Here is a 21,682-nt window from a genome sequence, read left to right as displayed (position 1 = left end):
TTCGACCCGCCCGGCGGCGCTCCCCGGGAGCGGAGAAGCCGCCTGGGCGAGGCCATGGCTCAGTTCTTGGCCTGATAGTTCTTGAGGTTCGCCGGCGTCACCAGTTCGAAGGGAACGAAGACCTTCTTGTCCACCGCATCGCCCTTGGCGAGTTTCAGCGCCGCATCCAGGGCACCCTTGCCCTGCCCGGCGGCATTCTGGAAAACACTCACATCCAGATCACCCGTCGCCATGGCGGCAAGCGCGTCCTGCGTGGCGTCGATGCCGGCGATGATGACACTGTCCATCGACCGGCCGGCCGCCTTCAGAGATTGAATAGCGCCGATGGCCATTTCGTCATTGTTGGAAATGACAGCATCGAACTGCACCCCGGCAGAGAGCCAGTTGGTCATCAGATCCGACCCTTGAGTGCGCGACCAGTTGGCGGATTGTTCCTCGACAAGCTTGATGAAGCTGCAATCGGGGGTGGCCACCACATCCTTGATATCCTGCGTGCGCATGCGGGCCGCCTGGTTGGAAAGCTCGCCCATCATCACCACCGCCTTCGCTTCCGTCTTGCCGGCCGCCTTCAGCAAACGGCAGACTTCCTGCGTCTGCAGGGTGCCCGACTGTTTTTCATCGGAGGCAACGAAGGCCTGTTTTTCCGGCAGGCTGTCGAGATTGACCGGCTGGCGGTTGACATAGACGAGCGGAATGCCGGCGGCAGCGGCGGCCTGCGAAAGGGCCACGGTCGCATCCGTATCCACCGGGTTGACGATGATGGCGTCGACGCCGGCGGCGACGAAGTTCTGCACCTGGCTCAGCTGTTTGCCGACATCGTTCTGCGCATCCTCGATCTGCAGCGAAACGCCGTTCATGCCCTTGGAATAATCGACCATGCCATTGCGCAGCACGGTCAGGAAATTGTCATCGAACAGGGCCATCGAAACGCCGATGGTCTCAGCCGACGCGGTGGTCGCCAGCATGGTGGCAAGCGTTGCAATCGCTAAATGTCTTTTCATGTCGTTCTCCTCCAAAACCCTTGAAAAGAAGCCGGCCACGCAACCTTCGTCACATCGTGCTGCAACCGCGCACCGGCAAAGGAATACCGGTCACCGGAGACGGTCATCTGCGGCGTGCGGCAATCCTGAAACATCGTTGGTGTCGTGGACCAGCCTCCTGCCCGTTCCACATGCGGGCAAGATTTCCCAGTACGCGCTCGGCGTCAACGGGTCAGCGGCAGCCGAAACCATCAAGGCTGATAGAAAGAGACACGGAATTTATGATAGAATCTATCAAACCATCAAAGGCTTTCAGGAACCCATAGATGGGCGGGCACAAACCGCTGCCCCGGCGTTTCCGCCATGCCATGTTCTATGGTGTGCACCATGGTCGCGACAAGGTCAGTGCATAATTCGCGAAGCGGCGTCTGGAATATGCCGCTGATACGCTTTTCCAGCAGCGCCTGACGTGACTCGGGCGTCAGTTCGTTGACGAGACAGACAATGCTCTCCTGCCGGTTTTCCTGCTGCAGCGCCTCGATCACGCCTTCCATGCCGCCGCCAACGCAATAGATGCCGACCAGGTCCTTGTGTTTGGCGATGGTGTCCATGACAAGCTCATAGGTCAGCCGCCGGGTTTCCAGCGTGATCAGCGCGTCCATCACCTCGAATTCCGGCGCATATTCGCGCATATAGCTGCGAAAGCCGGTTTCGCGCAGCGAATGGCCGTGAAAACGGTGACCGCCAAGTAGCAAAAGCACCTTGCCCCTGCTGCGCGCCAGCCGCGAGATCATCCAGGCCGCCGTGCGCCCCACTTTCATGTTGTTGGCGCCGAGATAGGCTTCCCGCACCCCCTGGGCGAAATCCGAAAGCAGCGAAAATGTAGGAATGCCCTTCGCCTTCAGGGCCTCGACGGCGGCAGTGACATCGTGATGGTCCGGCCCGGTGGCGGCGACGGCCTGCACGCGGCCCTTCATCCCCGTCAAAAGGGCTGCAAGCTCGCTCGGCTCGCCCGACTGGGCAAATTCGATGCGCAGATTGAGATGGCGATCCCGGACGTTGCGCGCCGCAAGCTCCAGCTCGTCGGCAAAGGTCTGGTAGAAGGCGTGCCGTTCCTTGCGCAGGATGATGCCGAGACTATAGGAAGGCAGATCGGCCAGCATCCGCTGGCGAATGATGTTGGTTGCGTGAAAACCGATCTTCTCCGCCGCGTCGAACACCCGCCGGGAGGTTTCCTCACGCACTGGCAGCCGACCGTTCAGCACCCGGTCGACGGTGGCGACGCTGACGCCTGCGGCCTTCGCCACATCTGTGATGGTCGGACGTTTCATGCGGGCACCCCATAGACGGAAAGATTCCTGTCATGTCTTGCAAAACATGTCACGGATGGTGATGGAATCCAACATGTGCGAAGGGATAAGGGCGTGGAGTACTTTATCAGGGAATAATCGACCGGGGCCTGCATCGCAGGGCCGGCTTGCTTGGCCCAGAACGCCTCCTCCCCTCATCTCTGTGCTTGTCACAGAGATCCAGCCAGCCCAAGTCCTTGGGCTGAAAGGAGTCCTTCCGCCGCGCAGACGCGCGTCGGCTGGATTCCTGTGACAAGCACAGGAATGAGGGGGCTGGGATGTGTCAGAGCGAAAAAATCACCTGCCGAGTAACCTGAATGGCCACTGTCACACGTAAGGAAGCTGCGGCAGCGGGCATTCGTACCGTTTTACGGCGACATTCGCACCGTTATCACGACGCCGAATGCCGCTATCCCGTCAGACCCGCTCCAGCGCCACGGCAATACCCTGCCCGACGCCGATGCACATGGTGGCGAGCGCAAGGTGCTTGCCGGTCAGCGAAAGTTCAAGCGCCGCGGTGCCGGCAATGCGCGCACCGGACATGCCGAGCGGATGGCCAAGCGCGATGGCGCCGCCATTCGCATTCACCCGTGCATCGTCATCCGCAATGCCGAGTTGCCTCAGCGTCGCAAGGCCCTGGCTGGCGAAAGCCTCGTTCAGCTCGATCACGTCGAGCTGTTCCTGCTTCAGCCCGAGCCGCGCCAAAAGCTTGGCCGAGGCCGGGGCCGGGCCGATGCCCATCACGCGCGGCGGCACGCCTGCGGCGGCACCGCCGAGAATGCGGGCAATCGGCGTCAGCCCGTATTTCTTCGCGGCTTCCGCCGATGCGACGATGAGTGCGGCCGCACCGTCATTGACGCCTGATGCATTGCCCGCCGTCACCGTCGCGCCTTCGCGCCTGTTGACCGGCTTCAGCTTCGCCAGCGATTCGAGGCTTGTGGCGCGCGGATGCTCATCCTTCGATACCACCAGCTGGTCGCCCTTGCGCTGCGGGATCGTCACGGGCACGATTTCCCTGTCAAGGCGGCCATTGGCCTGTGCGTCGGCCGCCTTCTGCTGGCTGCGAACGGCGAAGGCGTCCTGATCCTCGCGGGAGACCTGATAATCAATGGCGACGTTATCCCCGGTTTCCGGCATGGAATCGACGCCATATTGCGCCTTCATCAGCGGATTGACGAAGCGCCAGCCGATGGTGGTGTCATAGATTTCGGCATTGCGGGAAAAGGCGCTGTCCGCCTTGGGCAGAACGAAGGGCGCGCGGCTCATGCTTTCGACGCCGCCGGCGATCATCAGTTCCGCCTCGCCGGATTTCACGGCGCGCGCGGCCGCGATGAGGGCGTCCATGCCCGAACCGCAAAGGCGATTGATGGTGGTTCCGGTCACCGAAACCGGCAGGCCAGCCAAGAGCAACGACATGCGTGCAACGTTGCGGTTATCCTCACCCGCCTGGTTGGCGCAGCCGAAGATCACGTCTTCGACGGCTTCCCAGTCAACGGACTGGTTGCGCTCGACAAGAGCCTTCAGGGGAATTGCACCGAGATCGTCGGCCCGCACCGGGGAAAGCGCGCCGCCGAAGCGGCCGATCGGCGTGCGGATATAGTCGCAGATGAATGCATCGGTCATCGGTTTTTCCTCACAGTTCCGGGGCGACGAGATCAACGACCTCGCCATCGACCGCCAAAGGCGCGCCGGTCATGGCCTGCAATTCCTCAAACGTCATAGACGGCAGTTTTTCACGCAGCACGAAACGGCCATCCACCACGTCGATGACGGCATGGCTGGTATAAATGCGGGTGATGCAGCCGACGCCGGTCAGCGGGAAGGCGCATTTTTCAACGAGCTTCGGTTCGCCGTTCTTGGTCACATGTTCGGTGATGACGAAGACCTGCTTGGCGCCGTGCACCAGATCCATCGCCCCGCCGACGGCCGGCACGCCCTTGGAGCCGACACGCCAATTGGCGAGATCGCCATTCTGCGCCACCTGGTAGGCGCCGAGGATCGCCACATCCAGATGCCCGCCGCGCACCATGGCGAAGCTGTCGGCATGATGAAAGAAGGCTGCACCCGGCTTCAATGTGACGGCCTTTTTGCCGGCATTGATGAGGTTCCAGTCCTCCTCGCCCTCCGGCGGCGCTTCGCCGAAATTCAGGATGCCGTTTTCAGTGTGGAAAATCGCCTGACGGCCGGGCGGCTGGTAACGCGCCACCATTTCCGGAAAGCCTATGCCGAGATTGACGTAAGCACCGTCCTCGATGTCCTGCGCCGCACGCCAGGCGATCTGGGCGTTGGAAAGCTTGATGTCTTCGCGGGTGTCGATGGTCGTGGTCATGCGTAGGCTACTCCCGCGCGAATGAGGACTTCTTCCTGTTGCGGATCGGGGATTTCCACGACGCCGTTCACGAAAATACCGGGCGTGACGACCTGCTCCGGATCGATCTCGCCGGCGGCGACGATCTTCGAGACCTGGGCGATGGTGGTCTTCGCGGCCATGCACATCAGCGGGTTAAAATTGCGGCCAGCCTTGTTGTAGGTGAGGTTGCCATAGGTATCGCCAAGCTCGGCCTTCACAATCGCAAAATCCGCCTTCAGCCAGCGCTCCTGCACGTAGGATCGCCCGTCGAACTCCGCGATGACCTTGCCTTCAGCCAGTTCCGTGCCGAAGCCGGTGGGGGTGTAGAAGGCCGGAATGCCGGCACCGCCGGCGCGGATGCGCTCGGCAAGCGTGCCCTGTGGCACCAGTTCCAGCTCGATTTCGCCTGCCAGATAGCGGTCGGTGAAGGCGCGCGGATCGGACGAGCGCGGGAAGGAGCAGATCATCTTCCTGACCATGCCCGCGTCGATCATCGCGGCGATGCCGATGCGGCCGTTGCCGGCATTGTTGTTGATGACCGTCAGATTCTTCGGCCCCTTGTCGATCAGCGCATGGATCAGCTCGATGGGCGCGCCGGAGCCGCCGAAACCGCCGATCATGATCGTCGCACCATCACCGATGCCGGAAAGCGCCTCTTCAGCGCTCTTGATTGTCTTGTCCATTAAAACCTCCATCCAGCCGGACGGATGGAACCCGCAAGGCTGCCTGACCGTGAGGTAAATCCGAAATTGCCTCGACGGCAAGGATTTTGTGCGTTATATGATTTTTGTTCGTATATCGCACAAATGGAGCCGTGACATGGCCGTCAACGAAAGAGACATGATGGGCGGTCTCGCCAAGGGATTGCGGGTGATCGAGGCCTTCAGCGCCGAACGGCCGCGCCTGTCGATTTCCGATGCCGCCGAGATTGCCGGACTGGACCGCGCCACGACACGGCGTTGCCTGCTCACGCTTTCGGAACTCGGCTATGCGGCTTATGACGGCAAGTTCTTTACCGTGACCCCGAAGGTGCTGCGGCTCGGCACCGGCTGTCTTGCCACCATGCCGCTGCCGCGCATCGTGCAGCCGCTGCTCGACCGGCTGTCGGAGGAAATCGGCCAGAGCACCTCCGTCTCCATTCTGGATGAGACCGAGATCGTTTATGTTGCCCGCGCCGCGCAGCAGCGGGTGATGTCGATTGCGCTGATGCCGGGTTCGCGCCTGCCCGCCTATTGCACCTCCATGGGCCGCGTTCTGCTTTCGGCGCAGACAGCCGAGCGGCAGCGCGACATTCTCGAAGCCTCCCGGCTGGTGGCGCGCACGGAAAAGACCATTACTGGCATGGACGCCCTGCTCGCCGAAATCGAGGCCACCGGCCATCGCGGTTATGCGCTGATCGATCAGGAGGTCGAGATCGGCCTTCGCTCCATCGCCGTGCCGCTGAAAAGCGTGCGTGGCCAGACGGTTGCCGCGCTCAATGTCGGGCTTGCCGCCTCGGTCGCCTCGATGGAGGATCTGGTGGAGCGATACCTGCCCGCCCTTCTTGCCGTTCAGCGCGAGCTGGCAAGAATGCTGGTCTGAGACGGCACCTGCCGAACGCCGGAATCCCCCATTTTCCGCTGCTCCGCCAGCCGCCAGGCACGCGGCGTCATGCCGGTCTCGCGCTTGAAGAACCGGTTGAAATACGCCGGATCGGCAAAGCCCAGTCCCTCCGCAATCATCTGCACGCTCGAGACCGTGAAGATCAGTTCCTGCTGGGCAATCTCGATCTGGCGTCTGGCGATCAGCCGCTGCAGGCTGAGGCCGGAAACGGAACGGACGAGGCGATTGAGATGTGTCTCGGAAAGACCGAGCTTTTTCGCGTAAAATTCCGCTTTTTGCGGCTCGCGAATATGGCGCGCAATCAGTGACAGCAGCAATTCGAAACGCTGTTCCGCAAGGCCCTCGCCGGTTCCCTCAAGCAGAGGCCGCGCCGCCCGCGCCAGAAGCGCCGTCACGATGGCGAACTGACCTTCGATGATGGCATCCCGGCCTGTTTCGCGGGTTTCATATTCGGCGGAAATCTGTTCGAACCCGCTGCGCAGGCGTTCACCATCGGTAAAATCCCGCAGGGGCAACAGGACCGGCCGCTGAAAATTCCGCAGCAACAGCGCCTGCACCGATGCCGGCAACGCGCCCGGCAGCACGGTGACGATCACCCCGCCAATATCACGAGAAAACCGGAAGCCGTGTTCGAAACCCGGCGGGACGACAATGGCGACCGGCGGGCGGATCGCCTCGATCCGGCCATCCAGCAGGGCATCGCCCTCACCGCCCCAAATGTACAAGATTTGTTGAAAGGCAGCGTGACGGTGCAGGCCGATTTCAAAGCGGTACAGGCTGCTTCTGGAAAAAAGCGTCTCGCAATGAAAGCGGAAATCAGTGCCTTGCACCGCTTCTTCGCCATACAAACCTTCACTCGCAGCAAGCCGCATGTTCCTTCGCTCCTCCTCACAATGGTCGGATTGTGCAATTTGCCGATCAGAAAGTCCATTGAGCTTTCCGCATCCCCTCGGCAATTTCTTGATAGGAGACAAGTTCGGGAGGAAACAATGCGCACCCAGGTCGTCATCATCGGCTCCGGCCCGTCAGGGCTTCTGCTTGGCCAGCTTCTGGCCAGAGAAGGCGTCGAGACCGTCATTCTCGACCGGGTCAGCAAGGAGTACATCCTCGGCCGTGTCCGCGCCGGCGTGCTGGAAGAAGGCACGGTGCAGCTCATGGAAAAGGTCGGCGCGGATAAGCGCCTGCGCCGCGAAGGCCTGCCGCATGACGGTTTTTCTCTCACCTTCGACGGCCGCGACCACCGTATCGATCTCTTCGACCTGACCGGCGGCAGCCATGTGATGGTCTATGGCCAGACCGAGGTGACCCATGACCTGATGGATGTGCGCGAAGCGTCCGCCCTAGTCACGATTTACGATGCATCTGATGTCGAGCCGCATGATTTTAATGGCGCCAGCCCCTATGTCACCTATCAGAAAGATGGCGTAACCCACCGTATCGATTGCGATTTCATCGCCGGCTGCGACGGTTTTCACGGGGTCAGCCGCAAATCGGTGCCTCAGGGCGCGATCAAGGAATTCGAGAAGGTCTATCCTTTCGGCTGGCTCGGCATTCTCGCTGACGTGCCCCCCGTCAACCACGAACTCATCTACGCCAACCATCCGCGTGGTTTTGCGCTCTGTTCCATGCGGTCGCACACGCGCAGCCGTTATTACATCCAATGCTCGCTGGACGACCGGCCGGAGGACTGGAGCGACGAGCGCTTCTGGGACGAAATCCGTCGTCGTCTTCCGGAAAACCATGCGGACGCCATGGTGACGGGCCCATCCTTTGAAAAATCCATCGCGCCGCTCCGCTCCTTCGTCTGTGAACCGATGCGGTTCGGCCGACTGTTCCTTGCCGGAGACGCCGCCCACATCGTGCCGCCGACCGGCGCAAAGGGCCTCAACCTCGCCGCCAGCGACGTGCATTATCTGAGCGAGGCCTTGATCGAATTTTACCGCGACCGGTCAGAGGCCGGCATCGATTCCTATTCGCAGAAGGCGCTGTCCCGCGTCTGGAAGGCCGTGCGTTTCTCGTGGTGGATGACGACGATGATGCATCGTTTCCCCGATACGGGAGATTTCGGCCAGCGCATCCAGGAAGCGGAGCTGGATTACCTCGTGCAATCGCGCGCGGCATCTACCGCACTTGCGGAGAATTATGTCGGGCTTCCCTATTAGGAGGTCCACCAGACACGCGGCTTTTTATCTGCACCGTTTCCACACCCGTCACCCCGGACCTGATCCGGGGTCCAGCGCGATCAAGTCCTTGATCGCAAAAGACTCTATTTACGGTGCGGACACGCCGGGGCTGGATGCCGGATCAAGTCCGGCATGACGGAGGAAAGCTTCTCAGACTTTTCCACCCCCGCCCCTCGTATCAGGAACCAGCCTCCGGCCTCCCATCCAGCAAGTCGCCCGCCGCCTCGCGGATGGCCTGCATCAGCAGCGAGAGCGGTAGCGTGGGCTGCGTGTCGGCCCTCACCGTCAGCCCCACCGGGCCGCTGGTATCGCCGGTCTCAACAGGCAGGATTGCGAGAATACCATCCGCCACATCCGCCGCCACCACACCCTCCGAGATGATCCAGATCGCATCGCTGGTGCGCAGGAAGGCGCGACCGAAGGCATCCGACACGGTTTCGATGCGGATGGGCAGGGCCGGAACGCCGTTGGCGATGAGGAACTGCTCGACGACGGGACCGATGACGGATTGCCGTGTCGGCATCAGCACCGGATATTCATGCAGGTGATCGAACACCGAAAGACCGCGTGACAACAGCGGGTGGCCGGCGCGCACCACGAAGCGCACCTTTTCCGAATAGAGATGCTCGAAGGAAAAGCCGGCCATTTTCTGCGGCGCGGCCAGACGGCCGACAACAAGATCGAGATCGCCGACCCGCAACTGTTCCAGCAGCACGGCGTTTTCACCCGTGACGATCTTCACCGGGCTGCCGGTTTTCTCGGCCAGAAACCCGGCCATCGCCTTCGGCATGATTCTCACCGAAACCGTAGGCAGAGCGCCGACCCGCACCGGCGGACCGGCGCGCGCCGCCTCCTGCGATACGGAATCAACCGCCTGCCGCAGCGCCGTCATTGTCGCACCGGCATGGCGCAGGAAGACCTCGCCATAACGGCTGATGCGGATGCCGCGCCCCTCACGGTCGAACAGCGAGACACCGAGAATGTCTTCCAGCTCACGGATCGTCTTCGTCACCGCCGGCTGGCTGACATGCAGGATTTCCGCAGCGCGGATGACGCTTTTCTGCCGCGCCACCTCCACGAAAGTCTGCAGGTGGCGGAACTTGATACGCTGATCGACCATCGCTCATATAATCCACAGGTTATGATTTTCATCGATAATGTCATTTTACTTAACCGGAACCCGCTTGCAATATCCTTGGCAGGAGGAGCACATCATGCATTTTCTGCGCTGCGGCGAGACCGTGATCCATTATCGCGTCAAGGGATTGGACACAGGCAAGCCGGTCATCGCCTTCATCAATTCGCTCGGCACCGATTTCCGCATCTGGGATGCGGTGATCGAAGCGCTCGGTGATGATTATGCCTATGTGCTGCATGACAAGCGCGGCCACGGGCTTTCCGATGTCGGGCACGCTCCCTATTCAATCGACGATCATGCCGGTGACCTGATTGCGCTGCTCGATCATCTCGGTGTGAAAAACACCGTCATCTGGGGCCTGTCCGTCGGCGGCCTGATTGCGCAGGGGCTTTATGCCCGCCGTCCCGATCTCGTCCGCGCGCTTGTACTCAGCAACACCGCTCACAAGATCGGCACGGCCGAGATGTGGAATGCCCGCATTGAGAAGATCGCCGCAGACGGCCTTGCTTCGCTTATCGATCCTGTCATGGAACGCTGGTTCACACCCGCCTTCCGCCAGCCTGAGAATGCCGCCTATGCCGGCGCGCGCAACATGCTCTCGCAACAGCCCGAGGCCGGTTACAGCGGCACCTGCGCCGCCATCCGCGATGCGGATTTTACCGAAGAGGCCGGGCGCATCGCCGTGCCGACGCTCTGTGTGGCGGGCGATCAGGATGGCTCGACACCGCCGGAACTGGTGCAATCGCTGGCGGGCCTCATTCCCGCAAGCCGCTTCGTCACCATCGCCGGCTGCGGCCACATTCCCTGCCTTGAACAGCCGCTGGCCTACGCGCAGGCGGCCTGCATTTTTCTCAAGACCTTGCCGGAGCACTGACCGATGGCGGACCATATCGACAAGAACGAACGTTTCGAACAGGGCATGAAAACCCGCCGCTCCGTGCTCGGCGACGCCCATGTCGACCGGGCGCAGACCATGACGTCCGGCTTCGATCAGCCTTTCCAGCAGCTCATCACCGAAGCCGCCTGGGGAACGGTGTGGTCCGGCAACCACTGGACGAAGCGCGAGCGCTCGATGGTCACCATCGCCCTGCTCGCTGCGCTCGGTCAGGATGAGGAGCTGGCCATGCATGTGCGCGCCACCGCCAATACCGGCGCCACCGAGGCGGATATTCGCGAGGCGCTGCTGCATGTGGCGATCTATGCCGGCGTGCCCGCCGCCAACCACGCTTTCAAGATCGCCAAGCTTGCCCTGGCCGGTATGAAAGCCGATAGTTCCAGCGAGGAGGAGACGAAATGAGCAACCAGCCGCCCGAAACCGGGCCGTTCTTCGCACGCAACCGCGATATTCACCCGCTGGCCTATGCGCCCGGATACAAGACCTCCATCCTGCGTTCGCCGCAACGCGCGCTGATTTCGCTCGAGGGCACCAAGAGCGAAATCACCGGACCGGTCTTCGGCCATGGCATGCTGAACCCGCTGGATAACGATCTCATCCTCAATTATGCCCGCCCCGGCGAGATGCCCGTTGGCCCGCGCATTCTGGTGCACGGCCGGGTGCTGGACGAGCGCGGCCGCGGCGTGGATGGCGCACTGGTGGAATTCTGGCAGGCCAATGCCGGCGGTCGCTACCGCCACAAGAAGGAAAGCTATCTCGCCGCCATCGATCCGAATTTCGGCGGCGTCGGCCGCACGATCACCGACGAGAACGGTTATTATTGGTTCAAGACCATCCAGCCGGGTGCTTACCCCTGGCCGAACGGCGTCAATGACTGGCGGCCGGCTCATATTCACTTCTCGGTCTTCGGCCACGGTTTCGCCCAGCGCCTCATCACCCAGATGTATTTCGAAGGCGATCCGCTGATCTGGAAATGTCCGATCGTCAAGACCATTCCGGATGAGGATGCGATCAAAAGACTGATCGCGCCGCTGGACATGAATGCGACGCTGCCGATGGATATGCTAGCCTACAAGTTCGATATCGTCCTGCGCGGCCGCCGCTCGACCCTTTTCGAAAACCGCATGGAGGGCAACTGACCATGGTTCAGCCGCTCAACTATTTCAAGGAAACCGCGTCGCAGACGGCGGGCCCCTATGTGCATATCGGCTGCACGCCCAATTTCGTCGGCATCGAAGGCGTGTTCGAAAAAGATCTCGGTTCCGGCCCGCTTTATAACGACAAGGCACGCGGCGAACGCATCAGCGTGCGCGGCACGGTCTATGATGGCGCGGGAATGCCGCTGAAGGACGCGCTGATCGAAATCTGGCAGGCCGATACCGACGGTTATTATAACAGCCCCAGTGAAACGCGCGGCAAGGCCGACCCGAATTTCATCGGCTGGGGCCGCTCGCCCGGCGACATGGATACCGGCGAATTCGTTTTCGAGACGATCAAGCCGGGCACGGTGCCGTTCCGCGATGGCCGGCCGATGGCGCCGCACATCACCTTCTGGATCGTCGCACGCGGCATCAATATCGGCCTGCAGACCCGCATGTATTTCCCGGAAGAACAGGAGGCCAACGCCGCCGATCCGGTTCTTGCCCGTGTCGAGCAGAAGAGCCGGATCGCCACGCTTGTCGCCCAAAAGGAGGAAGGTAACGTCTATCGTTTCGATATCCGCCTTCAGGGCGAAGGCGAAACCGTGTTTTTCGATATTTGAGCGAGACGGAAGATGAGCCTTTCCCCCTTCGAGCATCCGTTCCTGTCAGGCCTTTTCGGCGATAGCGAAATCGTCGAGCTGTTTTCGGCAAGAGCGGATATCGACGCCATGGTCCGTTTCGAGACGGGGCTGGCGCAGGCGGAAGCGGAGGCCGGCATCATCTCCGAGGATGTGGCGGAAGCGATCGTCTCGGGGCTTTCCGACTTTGCCGCCGATATGACTGGGCTTCGCAACGGCGTCGCAAAGGACGGCGTTGTGGTTCCCGAACTCATCCGGCAGATGCGGGCCGCGGTCGCCGGTCAGGCGGCGGACAAGGTGCATTTCGGCGCGACCAGCCAGGATGTCATCGATACCAGCCTGATGCTGCGGCTGAAAATGGCGGCGGAAGTCATTACTGCCCGGCTCGGTCACCTCATCGATACGCTGGGAGATCTCGCCTCCCGCGACGGCCATAACCCGTTGACGGGCTATACCCGCATGCAGGCCGCCATCGGCATCACCGTGGCCGACCGGGCGGCAAGCTGGATCGCGCCGCTGGAACGTCACCTGCTGCGTCTGGAAACCTTCACGCAGAGCGGTTTTTCCCTGCAGTTCGGCGGGGCTGCCGGCACGCTGGAAAAGCTCGGCGACAGTGCCGCAGCCGTGCGCGCCGGTCTTGCAAAACGGCTCGGCCTTGCCGACAGACAGCAATGGCAAAGCCAGCGCGACGGCATCGCCGAATTCGGCAATCTGCTTTCGCTCATGACAGGCACACTCGGCAAGTTCGGGCAGGATATCGCGCTGATGGCCGAACTCGGTGGGGAAATCCTTCTCTCCGGCGGCGGCGGCTCCTCGGCCATGCCGCACAAACAAAACCCGGTCAATGCCGAAACGCTGGTGACGCTCGCACGCTTTAATGCCGTGCAGATATCGGCGTTACACCAGTCGCTGGTGCACGAACAGGAAAGGTCGGGCGCAGGCTGGATGCTGGAATGGCTGTCGCTTCCGCAAATGGTGACGGCAACGGGCGCCTCGCTGCTGATCGCCGAGCGATTGGCGGGGCAGATAGACAGGCTGGGCGCAGGCGAAAACTAGCCGCAAGGCGGTCGATTTGGTTTGCAGACAGGGCTTTCGGGCGCTGCCGAACGGCAGGCCGGAGGCGGCTCGACGACGTGTGGAAAGCGCTTGCGCTTCTTCGCATTAGTCATTGATAAAAAAGACTTTATTCAAAAATACAGAGAATGAAAAAACAGCGCGGAAGCTGCTTTTTAACCGGACATATCGCTTGACACAAAAATGAACTAACTGGTACAAACATTAAGATTAACAGGACGCCGCCGACAAGGGTTTGAAGCCTGCAGCGGCACCGACAAATGGAGGGCTTTGGCGCCGCAAGGTTTCCAAAGCGATGCGGGCAAGGCGAAACGCCTGTCCGGACCCGAACGGGTTGGGAGGAAGAATGTCTTACAGTCTCGATTTTTCGGCGGTCATTGACCGCCTGCCCGAGCTGCTTTTGGCGTGTCTGGCGACGATCGGCCTTGCGATTGCGGGCATGTCACTCGCCACCGTCATCGGCGTTCTGGGCGTCGTTGCCCGCCGTTCGCGGTTCAAGCTGCTGCGCGGGCTCGTCATCGGCTTTGTGGAAGCCATCCGCAACACGCCGTTTCTGGTGCAGATATTCTTCATCTTCTTCGCCCTGCCGCAGATCGGCATCAAGCTCAACCCGACGGTGACGGCCATCATCGCGCTGGCTCTGAACGGCGGCGCCTATGCGATTGAAATCATTCGCGGCGGTGTCGATTCCATTCCCAAGGGCCAGGTTGAAGCGGGACTGGCGCTCGGTCTTCACCGCACGCAGATATTCCGCCATATCATCCTGAAGCCGGCGCTGCGGGCAGTCTACCCGTCGCTCACCAGCCAGTTCATCATGCTGACGCTGACCACCTCGGTCTGCACCTCGATCGCGGCTTACGAACTGACCTCGGTGGCGCAGAAGATCGAGGCGGATACGTTCCGGTCCTTCGAGGTCTATTTCTCGATCACGCTGCTTTATCTGGTCATTTCCTCGCTGATGATGGGCATTTTCTCGCTCATCTCCCGTGCATCCTTCAGCTATCCGGTCAAGTGAGGAAAAGACAATGGCATCCATCGGTCCCAACGAACTCTTCTTCCTGCTGCAAGGTCTGAAATGGACGCTTGCGCTGACCATCATCGGCTTTATCGGCGGCGGCGTTTTTGGCCTTTGCGTGGCGCTTGCCCGCGTCGCAGACAGCCCGGCAATCCAGCGCGCCAGCACCGGTTACATCGCCGTTTTCCAGGGCACGCCACTCCTGATGCAGCTTTTCGTGGTGTATTACGGCGTGGCGCTTGCGGGCTTTAATGTCGATGCGTGGATCGCTGTCGCCATCGCTTTTACGCTGCATGCCAGCGCCTTTCTCGGCGAAATCTGGCGCGGCGGCATCCAGGCGGTGCCGAAGGGCCAGACGGAAGCCGCCAATGCGCTCGGCCTGCATTACATCTCGCGCATGAAGGACGTGGTCCTGCCGCAGGCATTCAAGATTTCGCTGCCGGCCACCATCGGTTTCCTAGTGCAGCTCATCAAGGGCACCTCGCTTGCGGCCATTGTCGGCTTCGTCGAGCTGTCGCGCGCCGGCCAGATCGTCTCCAACCAGACGTTCCGCCCGCTCACCGTCTTCGCCCTCGTCGGCATCATCTATTTCCTGATCTGCTGGCCGCTTTCCCTGTGGGGCGCCAGCGTTGAAAAGCGGCTGCAGACCGCAACCCGCTAAGTCGTGAAGAACTCATCAGCTTTGTAAGGAGGAGCCAAAGATGAAAACCACCAGCATGAAACTCTCTCGTCGCGCCCTGCTCGCGCTCGCCGCGGCAACGGTTGCCCTGCCCTTCGTCGTACCGGTCGATGCTTTCGCCGGCACGGTGGAAGAGGCCAAGGCCAAGGGCAAGGTCGTCATCGGCATTCAGGGCGATAATTCGCCGTGGGGCTTCGTCAATTCCAGCGGCGTGCAGGACGGTCTTGATGCCGATATCGGCAAGGCCTTTGCCGACTATCTCGGCGTCAAGGTGGAATTCGTGCCGCTCGCCGTGGCCAACCGCATTCCCGCACTTCTGACCGGCAAGGTCGACCTCTTGTTCGCAACCATGGGCATGACGGCCGAACGCGCCAAGACCATTCAATATTCCAAGCCCTATGCCGGCAACGTGCTCTCCGTCTACGGCCCCAAGGACAAGAAAATCGGCGGCTATGACGATCTGACCGGTATCGACGTCGGCGTGCCGAAGTCCAGCGCCATGGATACGGCCATCACCGCCGGCGCCGGCTCCAAGGCCAATATCCTGCGCTTCGATGATGACGCCGCCAATATTCAGGCGCTGATCTCAGGCCAGGTCGAGGTCGTCGGCGGCAACCAGTTCTACGGCGACCGCCTGAACAAGGCTGCCGAAGGCAAATACGAACCGAAGTTCGACCTGACGACGCTTTACAACGGCGCGGGCACCCGCCCGGGTGAAAAGGACTGGAACGAAACCGTCAACACCTTCCTCGACAAGATCAAGTCGGATGGCCAGCTCGCCAAGATCTACGACAAGTGGATGAAACGCGAAGTTCCGGCCTTCCCCGACAGCCTGCCCGACATCCCTTTCACCGTGAAGTAACGGCTGTCTGGATTTGGGAGGAGAAAAGCAATGAGGATCTTGAAAACCCTCACGGGTTGGCGAGCAACCGTTGCGGCGGGACTGGCGGCAGCTTTGCTGCCGGTTCTGACGCCCGCAGCGGCGGATGCCAGAACCCTTGACGAGGCAAAAGCCAGCGGCAAGGTCGTAATCGGTATCCAGGGCGATAATGCGCCCTGGGGTTTCATCAATTCCACCGGCGTTCAGGAAGGCTATGATGCCGATCTGGCGAGGGGGTTTGCGGATTATCTGGGGCTGAAGGTGGAGTTCGTGCCGCTCGCAGTCGCCAACCGCATTCCTTCGCTGCGCACCGGCAAGGTCGACGCCCTGTTCGCATCGATGGGGATGACGCCGGAGCGCGCGAAGAACGTGCAATATGCGCAGCCTTACGCGCATAATGTCATGTCGGTCTATGCCACCAAGGACAAGAAGATCGCCAGTTTCGACGATCTGACGGGCATGACCGTCGGTGCGCCGAAATCCAGCCCGATGGACACGGCCTTGACCGCCGGCGCGGGTTCAAAAGCGAATATCCTTCGTTTCGATGACGACGCCGCCACCATTCAGGCGATCCTGTCGGGCCAGATCGAGGCGATCGGCGGCAACCAGTTCTATGGCGACCGGCTTTCGGCCGCCGGCGGGAAGGATTACGAGGTGAAGTTCGACCTCGTGACCCTCTATAACAGCGCCGCCACGCGCCCCGGCGAAAAGGACTGGAACGAAGCGCTGAACGCCTATCTGGACAAGATCAAGGCCAATGGCGACCTCGCGAAAGTCTACGCCAAATGGATGAAGCGCCCGGTGCCGCAGTTTCCGGCCTCGCTTCCCGACATTCCCTACACCGTCAACTAAAACTGATGCCAAGCATGAAGGAAAGTTCCATGCCGCAATCCGCCGCTCAGGCTCCGCTGATCGCCCTTGAAGGGGTAGGAAAGTGGTATGGAGCCTTCCACGCGCTTAAAAGCGTCAACATGACGGTTCGCAAGGGCGAAAAAATCGTTCTTTGCGGCCCGTCCGGTTCGGGCAAATCCACGCTCATCCGCTGTATCAACCATCTGGAGGAGATCCAGGAGGGCAAGATCACGGTCGAGGGAACGACGCTGTCGGATTCCAGCCGCGCCATCGATGCGGTTCGCCGCGAAGTGGGCATGGTGTTCCAGAGCTTCAATCTCTTCCCGCACAAGACCATCATGGAAAACTGCACGCTCGCCCCCATGCGGGTGAAGGGCCTGTCGAAAGCCGATGCGGAGGCGACCGCGCGCAAATATCTGGAGCGCGTGCGCATTCTCAACCAGGCCGACAAGTACCCGGCCCAGCTTTCCGGCGGCCAGCAGCAGCGTGCGGCAATCGCCCGGGCGCTGTGCATGGAACCGAAGGCGATGCTGTTCGATGAACCGACCTCGGCGCTCGACCCGGAAATGGTGAAAGAAGTGCTCGACACCATGATCGGCCTTGCCCGCGACGGCATGACGATGATCTGCGTGACCCATGAAATGGGCTTCGCACGGCAGGTGGCCGACCGCGTGATCTTCATGTCGGAAGGCGAGATCATCGAGGAAGGCCCGCCGGAGGAATTCTTCCGCGATCCCAAGCACCAGCGCACGCGCACGTTCCTCGGCGAAATTCTCGCCCACCACTGAGGTTCGCGCGCTCTCAGACAGGCGGGAATAATCCCGCCTCTCCCACACCGTCCGATGAGCGACACGTGATCATGACAGAGAAAAAATCCTTCAAGGTCGGCCTGATAGGCGCCGATATACAGCTTTCCAAATCGCCCGCGCTGCACATGCGCGAAGGGGCGGCCCATGGTCTCGACTATTCCTACGAGCTTGTCGATGTCACCGCCCGCAAGCTGCCGACCAGCGCGCTTCCCGACCTGCTGGACGAGCTGGAGGCGCGCGGTTTTGCCGGCACCAACATTACCCATCCCTTCAAGCAGGCCGTCATTCCGCATCTGCACGAACTGTCGGACGATGCCCGTATGCTGGGCGCGGTCAACACCGTCGTCTTTAAGGACGGACGCCGCATCGGCCACAATACCGACTGGTACGGCTTTTATGAAAGCTTCGTTCGCGGACTGCCGGATGCGAAGCGTGACCGGGCGCTTCTGGTCGGCGCCGGTGGCGCGGGTGTCGCGGTCGCCCATGCCGCATTGAAGCTCGATATTATCAGTCTCGACATTTTCGACCGGGATTTCCCGCGAGCGGAACAACTGGCCCGGGAACTCAATGCCCGCTTCGGCGAGGGCCGCGCGCATGCCGTGAACGACCCCGCCGCCTCGCTGCCCTTTGCCGATGGCCTGATCCATGCCACGCCGATGGGCATGCCCGCCCATCCCGGCATGCCGGTTGCGGCCGATCTTATCGAACAGCGGCACTGGGTGGCCGATATCGTCTATATGCCGCTCGTCACCGAACTGCTGGCGGCGGCGGCGAAAAAGGGCTGTCGCACCCTGCCCGGCGGCGGCATGACGGTGTTTCAGGCCGTCGGTGCGTTCCGTCTCTTCTGCGGCCGCGAACCGGATGCCGGGCGCATGACCGCGCATTTCACCGAGCTTTGCATGGCGGAGGGGGTTGCGTGAGCCTTTTCACCATCCTCAATGGCCCAAACCTCAATCTGCTCGGCCAGCGCCAGCCGGAAATCTACGGCTACGAGACGCTCGCGGATATCGAGGCCAACTGCCGCAGTATCGCCGAAGCCGCCGGTCACACGCTGTTTTTTGCCCAGAGCAATCGGGAATATGAGCTGATCGACTGGATTCATGAAGCCCGCGGCAAGTCCGCGGGCATTGTCATCAATCCCGGGGCCTTCACCCACACTTCGGTGGCCATCCTCGATGCGCTCAATGCCTTTGAGGGGCCGGTGATCGAGGTTCACATTTCCAACATCCACAAACGCGAGGTCTTCCGGCACCATTCCTATATCTCGACCCGCGCCGAAGGCGTGATCGCCGGTCTCGGCATCGAAGGTTATGACGTGGCGCTGCGCCACCTCATCGGCCGTCTTTTGCATCCGTCGTGATATGGCCGGGCGTCAGCACATAACGCAACACCATGTCGCTGACATGCCGCGACAATGTCTCCTGACCCTTGTCCGTATAAAGGCTGTCGCCGAAGATGAACGAGAAGGTCGCGACGTTCGACACGTTGAAAAAGGACAGCGCGCTGATCTGCCAGTGCAGTTCCAGCGCATCGATTCCCTCACGAAAGATGCCGCGCTTCTGGCCGCGCAGCAGCACGCCTTCCAGCGCAACGATGGCCGGGCGGTTCAACTGGCGGATCGTTTCAGAAGACTGCATATGCCGGCCGTGATGGATGTTCTCGATCATCACCATGCGGATGAAGGCCGGATTACGCCTGTGGTGATCGAAGGTGAACCGACAGAGCTTGTCGAGCGCCGCCGCCGGTTCCAGATCGTCCAGCTCCAGATCGCTTTCGCCGCCGCGCACCTTGGCATAAGCCTCCTCCAGCACGCGCTGGTAAAGGCTCTCCTTGTCGCTGAAATAATAATAGATCATGCGCTTGGAGGTTCGCGTGCGGGCCGCGATCTCGTCAATGCGCGCGCCCGACAGGCCGTTTTGCGAAAACTCTTCCATCGCGACCGAAAGAATGTCCCGGCGCACCCCTTCCGGGTCACGCTTCGCCTGCCGCGTATCGCGGGCGCCGCTCAAGGTCGTGCTTTTGCTCATGCTTCATTCCCTGGACGGGGCTGCCATCCGGCGGCGTCCCCTTTATTAACCAATTAGTACATAAGGCTGAAAAGGAAGGCAATATGGCGAGCTATGACACAACAGGACACGGCATGCCAATGCGCACATCCATCGCGACCGTGTCGATCAGCGGAGAGTTCCCGGAAAAACTGGCGGCCATCGCCAAGGCCGGCTTTTCCGGCGTGGAGATTTTCGAGAATGATTTCCTGACCTATGACGCCTCGCCGCGCGAGGTGAAGGCGCTGGCCGCCGATCACGGGCTGGATATCACCCTTTTCCAGCCATTCCGCGATTTCGAGGGCATGCCGGAACCACACCGCGCCCGCGCCTTCGAACGCGCCCAGCGCAAGTTCGATATCATGGGCGAACTCGGCACCGATCTGATGCTGATCTGCTCGAATGTCTCGCCGGTCTCGCTCGGCGGCATCGACCGCGCCGCCGCCGATTTCCATCAACTGGGGGAGCTTGCGGCAAAACATGGCGTGCGCGTCGGTTACGAGGCGCTGGCCTGGGGCCGCCATATCAGCGATCATCGCGATGCCTGGGAAGTGGTGCGCCGCGCAGACCACGCCAATGTCGGCATCATTCTCGACAGTTTCCACACGCTGTCGCGCAAGATCGACCCGAATTCGATCCGCTCCATTCCCGGCGACAAGATATTCATCGTGCAGCTGGCCGATGCGCCGCTGATCGACATGGACCTGCTCTATTGGAGCCGCCATTTCCGCAACATGCCGGGCGAAGGCGATCTGCCGGTCGTGGATTTCATGCGCGCCGTGGCCGCAACCGGCTATAGCGGCCCGATATCGCTCGAAATCTTCAACGACCAGTTCCGCGGCGGCTCCGCGCGCCTGCTCGCCGAAGACGGTCACCGCTCGCTTATCAACCTCATGGATCAGGTGCGGCGTCTCGAACCGGATATCCGCATCGATGTGCCCGCCATGCCGGAACGGGTTGAGACGCAGGGCGTGGAGTTCGTGGAATTCACCACCGCGCCGGAGGAAAAGGCCAATCTGGAGGCCCTGCTTGCCACGCTTGGTTTTGAGAAAACCGCAAGGCACCGCAATCGCAATGTCGATCTTTATACGCAGGGTGACATCCGCATCGTCATCAATACCAGCGATGACGGCGACAGTTTCGCCGGTGCGTCCTATTCTATCCACGGCACCAATGCCTATGCCTTCGGACTGAAGGTGGATGATGCCGGGGCAGCGCTTGCCCGGGCCGAAGCGCTCGGAGCGCCCACCTTCGCCGAGCCGCGCAAATCAGGCGAAGTCGCCGTTCCCGCCATTCAGGGTGTGGGCAACGGCGTCATCTATTTCCTTGATGCTTCGCCGGCGCTCGCCTCCATCTGGGACAAGGAATTCGTCTCCACGGGCGCCCCGGAAACCGAGGGCGATGCCGGGTTAAAGCGCATCGATCATCTCGCGCAAACAACGCATTATGATGAAATGCTGACCTGGCTTCTGTTTTACACCTCGCTGTTTTCCACCCGCCGCACGCCGATGGTCGATGTGGTCGATCCGGGCGGGCTGGTACGCAGCCAGGCCATCGAAAGCGTTCCCTCGCCGCATTTCCGCCTGACCATGAACGGTGCGGACAATCGCAAGACCTTCGCCGGCAAATTTCTGGCCGAAGGTTTCGGCACCAGCATCCAGCACATCGCCTTCGCCACCGACGATATTTTCGCGACGGCCAAAGCGATGCAGGCGCGCGGTTTCCACGCCCTGCCGATCTCACGCAATTATTACGACGATCTGGAAGCCCGTTTCGGGCTGGAGCCGGAATTTTCCGACGCGCTGCGTGCCGCGAGCATTCTTTATGACCGCGACGACAATGGCGAATATTTCCAGATCTACAGCCGCACCTTCGGCGAGGGTTTCTTCTTCGAAATCATCGAAAGGCGCGGGGCCTATGGCGGTTATGGCGCAATGAACGCGCCCTTCCGTATTGCCGCGCAACGGCGGCTTGCGCCTCCGGTCGGCATGCCGAAGGAATAAGTCTCGGCACCGAAATCCGAACAGGCCGCAGCCGGCAGGAACGCCGCT

The 21,682-nt window shown here is 61.2% G+C and carries 23 protein-coding genes; 15 read left to right on the top strand and 8 right to left on the bottom strand.

Annotated features, from left to right (window positions below; translation table 11 throughout):
- Positions 1-59: 59 nt before the first annotated feature.
- The 5 genes from AC5I5B_RS22030 to AC5I5B_RS22010 form a co-directional block, all read right to left on the bottom strand.
- Entirely contained in the window at positions 60-1,001 is a 942-nt protein-coding gene (locus tag AC5I5B_RS22030; RefSeq protein WP_112953202.1) for a sugar ABC transporter substrate-binding protein, read from the bottom strand.
- Between the two features lie 281 nt (positions 1,002-1,282).
- Positions 1,283-2,311 carry a LacI family DNA-binding transcriptional regulator gene (locus AC5I5B_RS22025; protein WP_003505520.1) on the bottom strand — a complete coding sequence of 343 codons (1,029 nt, stop codon included), beginning with the start codon at positions 2,309-2,311 and terminating at the stop codon, positions 1,283-1,285.
- Between the two features lie 435 nt (positions 2,312-2,746).
- Entirely contained in the window at positions 2,747-3,952 is a 1,206-nt protein-coding gene (pcaF, locus tag AC5I5B_RS22020) for a 3-oxoadipyl-CoA thiolase (RefSeq protein ID WP_174054798.1), read from the bottom strand.
- Between the two features lie 10 nt (positions 3,953-3,962).
- Positions 3,963-4,658: a CoA transferase subunit B gene (locus tag AC5I5B_RS22015; RefSeq protein WP_003505518.1), complete on the bottom strand. Its 696-nt coding sequence runs from the start codon at positions 4,656-4,658 to the stop codon at positions 3,963-3,965.
- Positions 4,655-5,362, bottom strand: a complete 708-nt coding sequence (locus AC5I5B_RS22010; RefSeq protein ID WP_003505517.1) for a 3-oxoacid CoA-transferase subunit A — start codon at positions 5,360-5,362, stop codon at positions 4,655-4,657. Before AC5I5B_RS22010 ends, AC5I5B_RS22015 begins: the two co-directional genes overlap by 4 nt.
- 136 nt (positions 5,363-5,498) lie before the next feature.
- Between AC5I5B_RS22010 and AC5I5B_RS22005 the strand changes: the two genes are divergently transcribed.
- The gene (locus AC5I5B_RS22005) at positions 5,499-6,260 is read left to right on the top strand and encodes an IclR family transcriptional regulator (RefSeq protein WP_003505516.1); all 762 of its coding nucleotides are present in this window, start codon (positions 5,499-5,501) and stop codon (positions 6,258-6,260) included.
- Here AC5I5B_RS22005 and AC5I5B_RS22000 read toward each other — a convergent pair.
- Positions 6,230-7,153, bottom strand: a complete 924-nt coding sequence (locus tag AC5I5B_RS22000) for a helix-turn-helix domain-containing protein (RefSeq protein ID WP_003505515.1) — start codon at positions 7,151-7,153, stop codon at positions 6,230-6,232. The genes AC5I5B_RS22005 and AC5I5B_RS22000 overlap by 31 nt on opposite strands.
- 117 nt (positions 7,154-7,270) lie before the next feature.
- Here AC5I5B_RS22000 and pobA point away from each other — a divergent pair, with 117 nt between their 5' ends.
- Positions 7,271-8,443 (top strand): 4-hydroxybenzoate 3-monooxygenase, encoded by a 1,173-nt coding sequence (gene pobA / locus AC5I5B_RS21995; protein ID WP_020810197.1) that lies wholly within the window; start codon positions 7,271-7,273, stop codon positions 8,441-8,443.
- Positions 8,444-8,642: 199 nt separating this feature from the next.
- On the opposite strand, the gene pcaQ is transcribed toward pobA, so the two are convergent.
- The gene (pcaQ, locus tag AC5I5B_RS21990) at positions 8,643-9,584 is read right to left on the bottom strand and encodes a pca operon transcription factor PcaQ (protein ID WP_060727291.1); all 942 of its coding nucleotides are present in this window, start codon (positions 9,582-9,584) and stop codon (positions 8,643-8,645) included.
- A 94-nt stretch (positions 9,585-9,678) separates the two neighbouring features.
- Here pcaQ and pcaD point away from each other — a divergent pair, with 94 nt between their 5' ends.
- The 12 genes from pcaD to aroQ all read left to right on the top strand — a co-directional run bounded on the left by pcaD (position 9,679) and on the right by aroQ (position 18,946).
- A complete protein-coding gene (gene pcaD / locus AC5I5B_RS21985) occupies positions 9,679-10,476 on the top strand; it encodes a 3-oxoadipate enol-lactonase (protein ID WP_111782097.1) in 798 nt (265 codons plus the stop codon).
- 3 nt (positions 10,477-10,479) lie between these two features.
- On the top strand, positions 10,480-10,899 hold the full coding sequence (gene pcaC, locus AC5I5B_RS21980) for a 4-carboxymuconolactone decarboxylase (RefSeq protein ID WP_020009036.1): 420 nt from the start codon (positions 10,480-10,482) through the stop codon (positions 10,897-10,899).
- Positions 10,896-11,636, top strand: coding sequence for a protocatechuate 3,4-dioxygenase subunit beta (gene pcaH / locus AC5I5B_RS21975; protein ID WP_077984025.1), 741 nt, complete (start codon positions 10,896-10,898; stop codon positions 11,634-11,636). The genes pcaC and pcaH overlap by 4 nt, the downstream gene beginning before the upstream one ends.
- A gap of 2 nt (positions 11,637-11,638) precedes the next feature.
- Positions 11,639-12,259: a protocatechuate 3,4-dioxygenase subunit alpha gene (pcaG, locus tag AC5I5B_RS21970; RefSeq protein WP_112954051.1), complete on the top strand. Its 621-nt coding sequence runs from the start codon at positions 11,639-11,641 to the stop codon at positions 12,257-12,259.
- A gap of 12 nt (positions 12,260-12,271) precedes the next feature.
- On the top strand, positions 12,272-13,333 hold the full coding sequence (locus AC5I5B_RS21965) for a 3-carboxy-cis,cis-muconate cycloisomerase (protein WP_174054424.1): 1,062 nt from the start codon (positions 12,272-12,274) through the stop codon (positions 13,331-13,333).
- Positions 13,334-13,697: 364 nt separating this feature from the next.
- Positions 13,698-14,366, top strand: a complete 669-nt coding sequence (locus AC5I5B_RS21960) for an amino acid ABC transporter permease (RefSeq protein WP_003505505.1) — start codon at positions 13,698-13,700, stop codon at positions 14,364-14,366.
- Positions 14,367-14,376: 10 nt separating this feature from the next.
- Positions 14,377-15,027: an amino acid ABC transporter permease gene (locus AC5I5B_RS21955; RefSeq protein WP_020009039.1), complete on the top strand. Its 651-nt coding sequence runs from the start codon at positions 14,377-14,379 to the stop codon at positions 15,025-15,027.
- Positions 15,028-15,067: 40 nt separating this feature from the next.
- A complete protein-coding gene (locus AC5I5B_RS21950; protein WP_080867294.1) occupies positions 15,068-15,907 on the top strand; it encodes a transporter substrate-binding domain-containing protein in 840 nt (279 codons plus the stop codon).
- Between the two features lie 30 nt (positions 15,908-15,937).
- Positions 15,938-16,777 (top strand): transporter substrate-binding domain-containing protein, encoded by an 840-nt coding sequence (locus tag AC5I5B_RS21945; protein ID WP_003505502.1) that lies wholly within the window; start codon positions 15,938-15,940, stop codon positions 16,775-16,777.
- 29 nt (positions 16,778-16,806) lie between these two features.
- The gene (locus AC5I5B_RS21940) at positions 16,807-17,565 is read left to right on the top strand and encodes an amino acid ABC transporter ATP-binding protein (RefSeq protein WP_026363367.1); all 759 of its coding nucleotides are present in this window, start codon (positions 16,807-16,809) and stop codon (positions 17,563-17,565) included.
- A gap of 71 nt (positions 17,566-17,636) precedes the next feature.
- Positions 17,637-18,506 carry a shikimate dehydrogenase gene (locus AC5I5B_RS21935; RefSeq protein ID WP_174054423.1) on the top strand — a complete coding sequence of 290 codons (870 nt, stop codon included), beginning with the start codon at positions 17,637-17,639 and terminating at the stop codon, positions 18,504-18,506.
- Complete coding sequence (aroQ, locus tag AC5I5B_RS21930; protein ID WP_174054422.1) at positions 18,503-18,946, top strand: type II 3-dehydroquinate dehydratase; 444 nt, start codon at positions 18,503-18,505, stop codon at positions 18,944-18,946. The genes AC5I5B_RS21935 and aroQ overlap by 4 nt, the downstream gene beginning before the upstream one ends.
- On the opposite strand, the gene AC5I5B_RS21925 is transcribed toward aroQ, so the two are convergent.
- Positions 18,918-19,613 (bottom strand): TetR/AcrR family transcriptional regulator, encoded by a 696-nt coding sequence (locus AC5I5B_RS21925; RefSeq protein WP_060724461.1) that lies wholly within the window; start codon positions 19,611-19,613, stop codon positions 18,918-18,920. The two genes, aroQ and AC5I5B_RS21925, sit on opposite strands and share 29 nt — an antisense overlap.
- A 119-nt stretch (positions 19,614-19,732) precedes the next feature.
- Here AC5I5B_RS21925 and AC5I5B_RS21920 point away from each other — a divergent pair, with 119 nt between their 5' ends.
- Complete coding sequence (locus tag AC5I5B_RS21920; protein ID WP_174054425.1) at positions 19,733-21,634, top strand: bifunctional sugar phosphate isomerase/epimerase/4-hydroxyphenylpyruvate dioxygenase family protein; 1,902 nt, start codon at positions 19,733-19,735, stop codon at positions 21,632-21,634.
- Positions 21,635-21,682: the final 48 nt, after the last annotated feature.

This window comes from Agrobacterium sp. (assembly GCF_059499945.1).
Note: the sequence above shows the minus strand (reverse complement) of the source record. Positions and strands in the feature narration are given on the sequence as shown.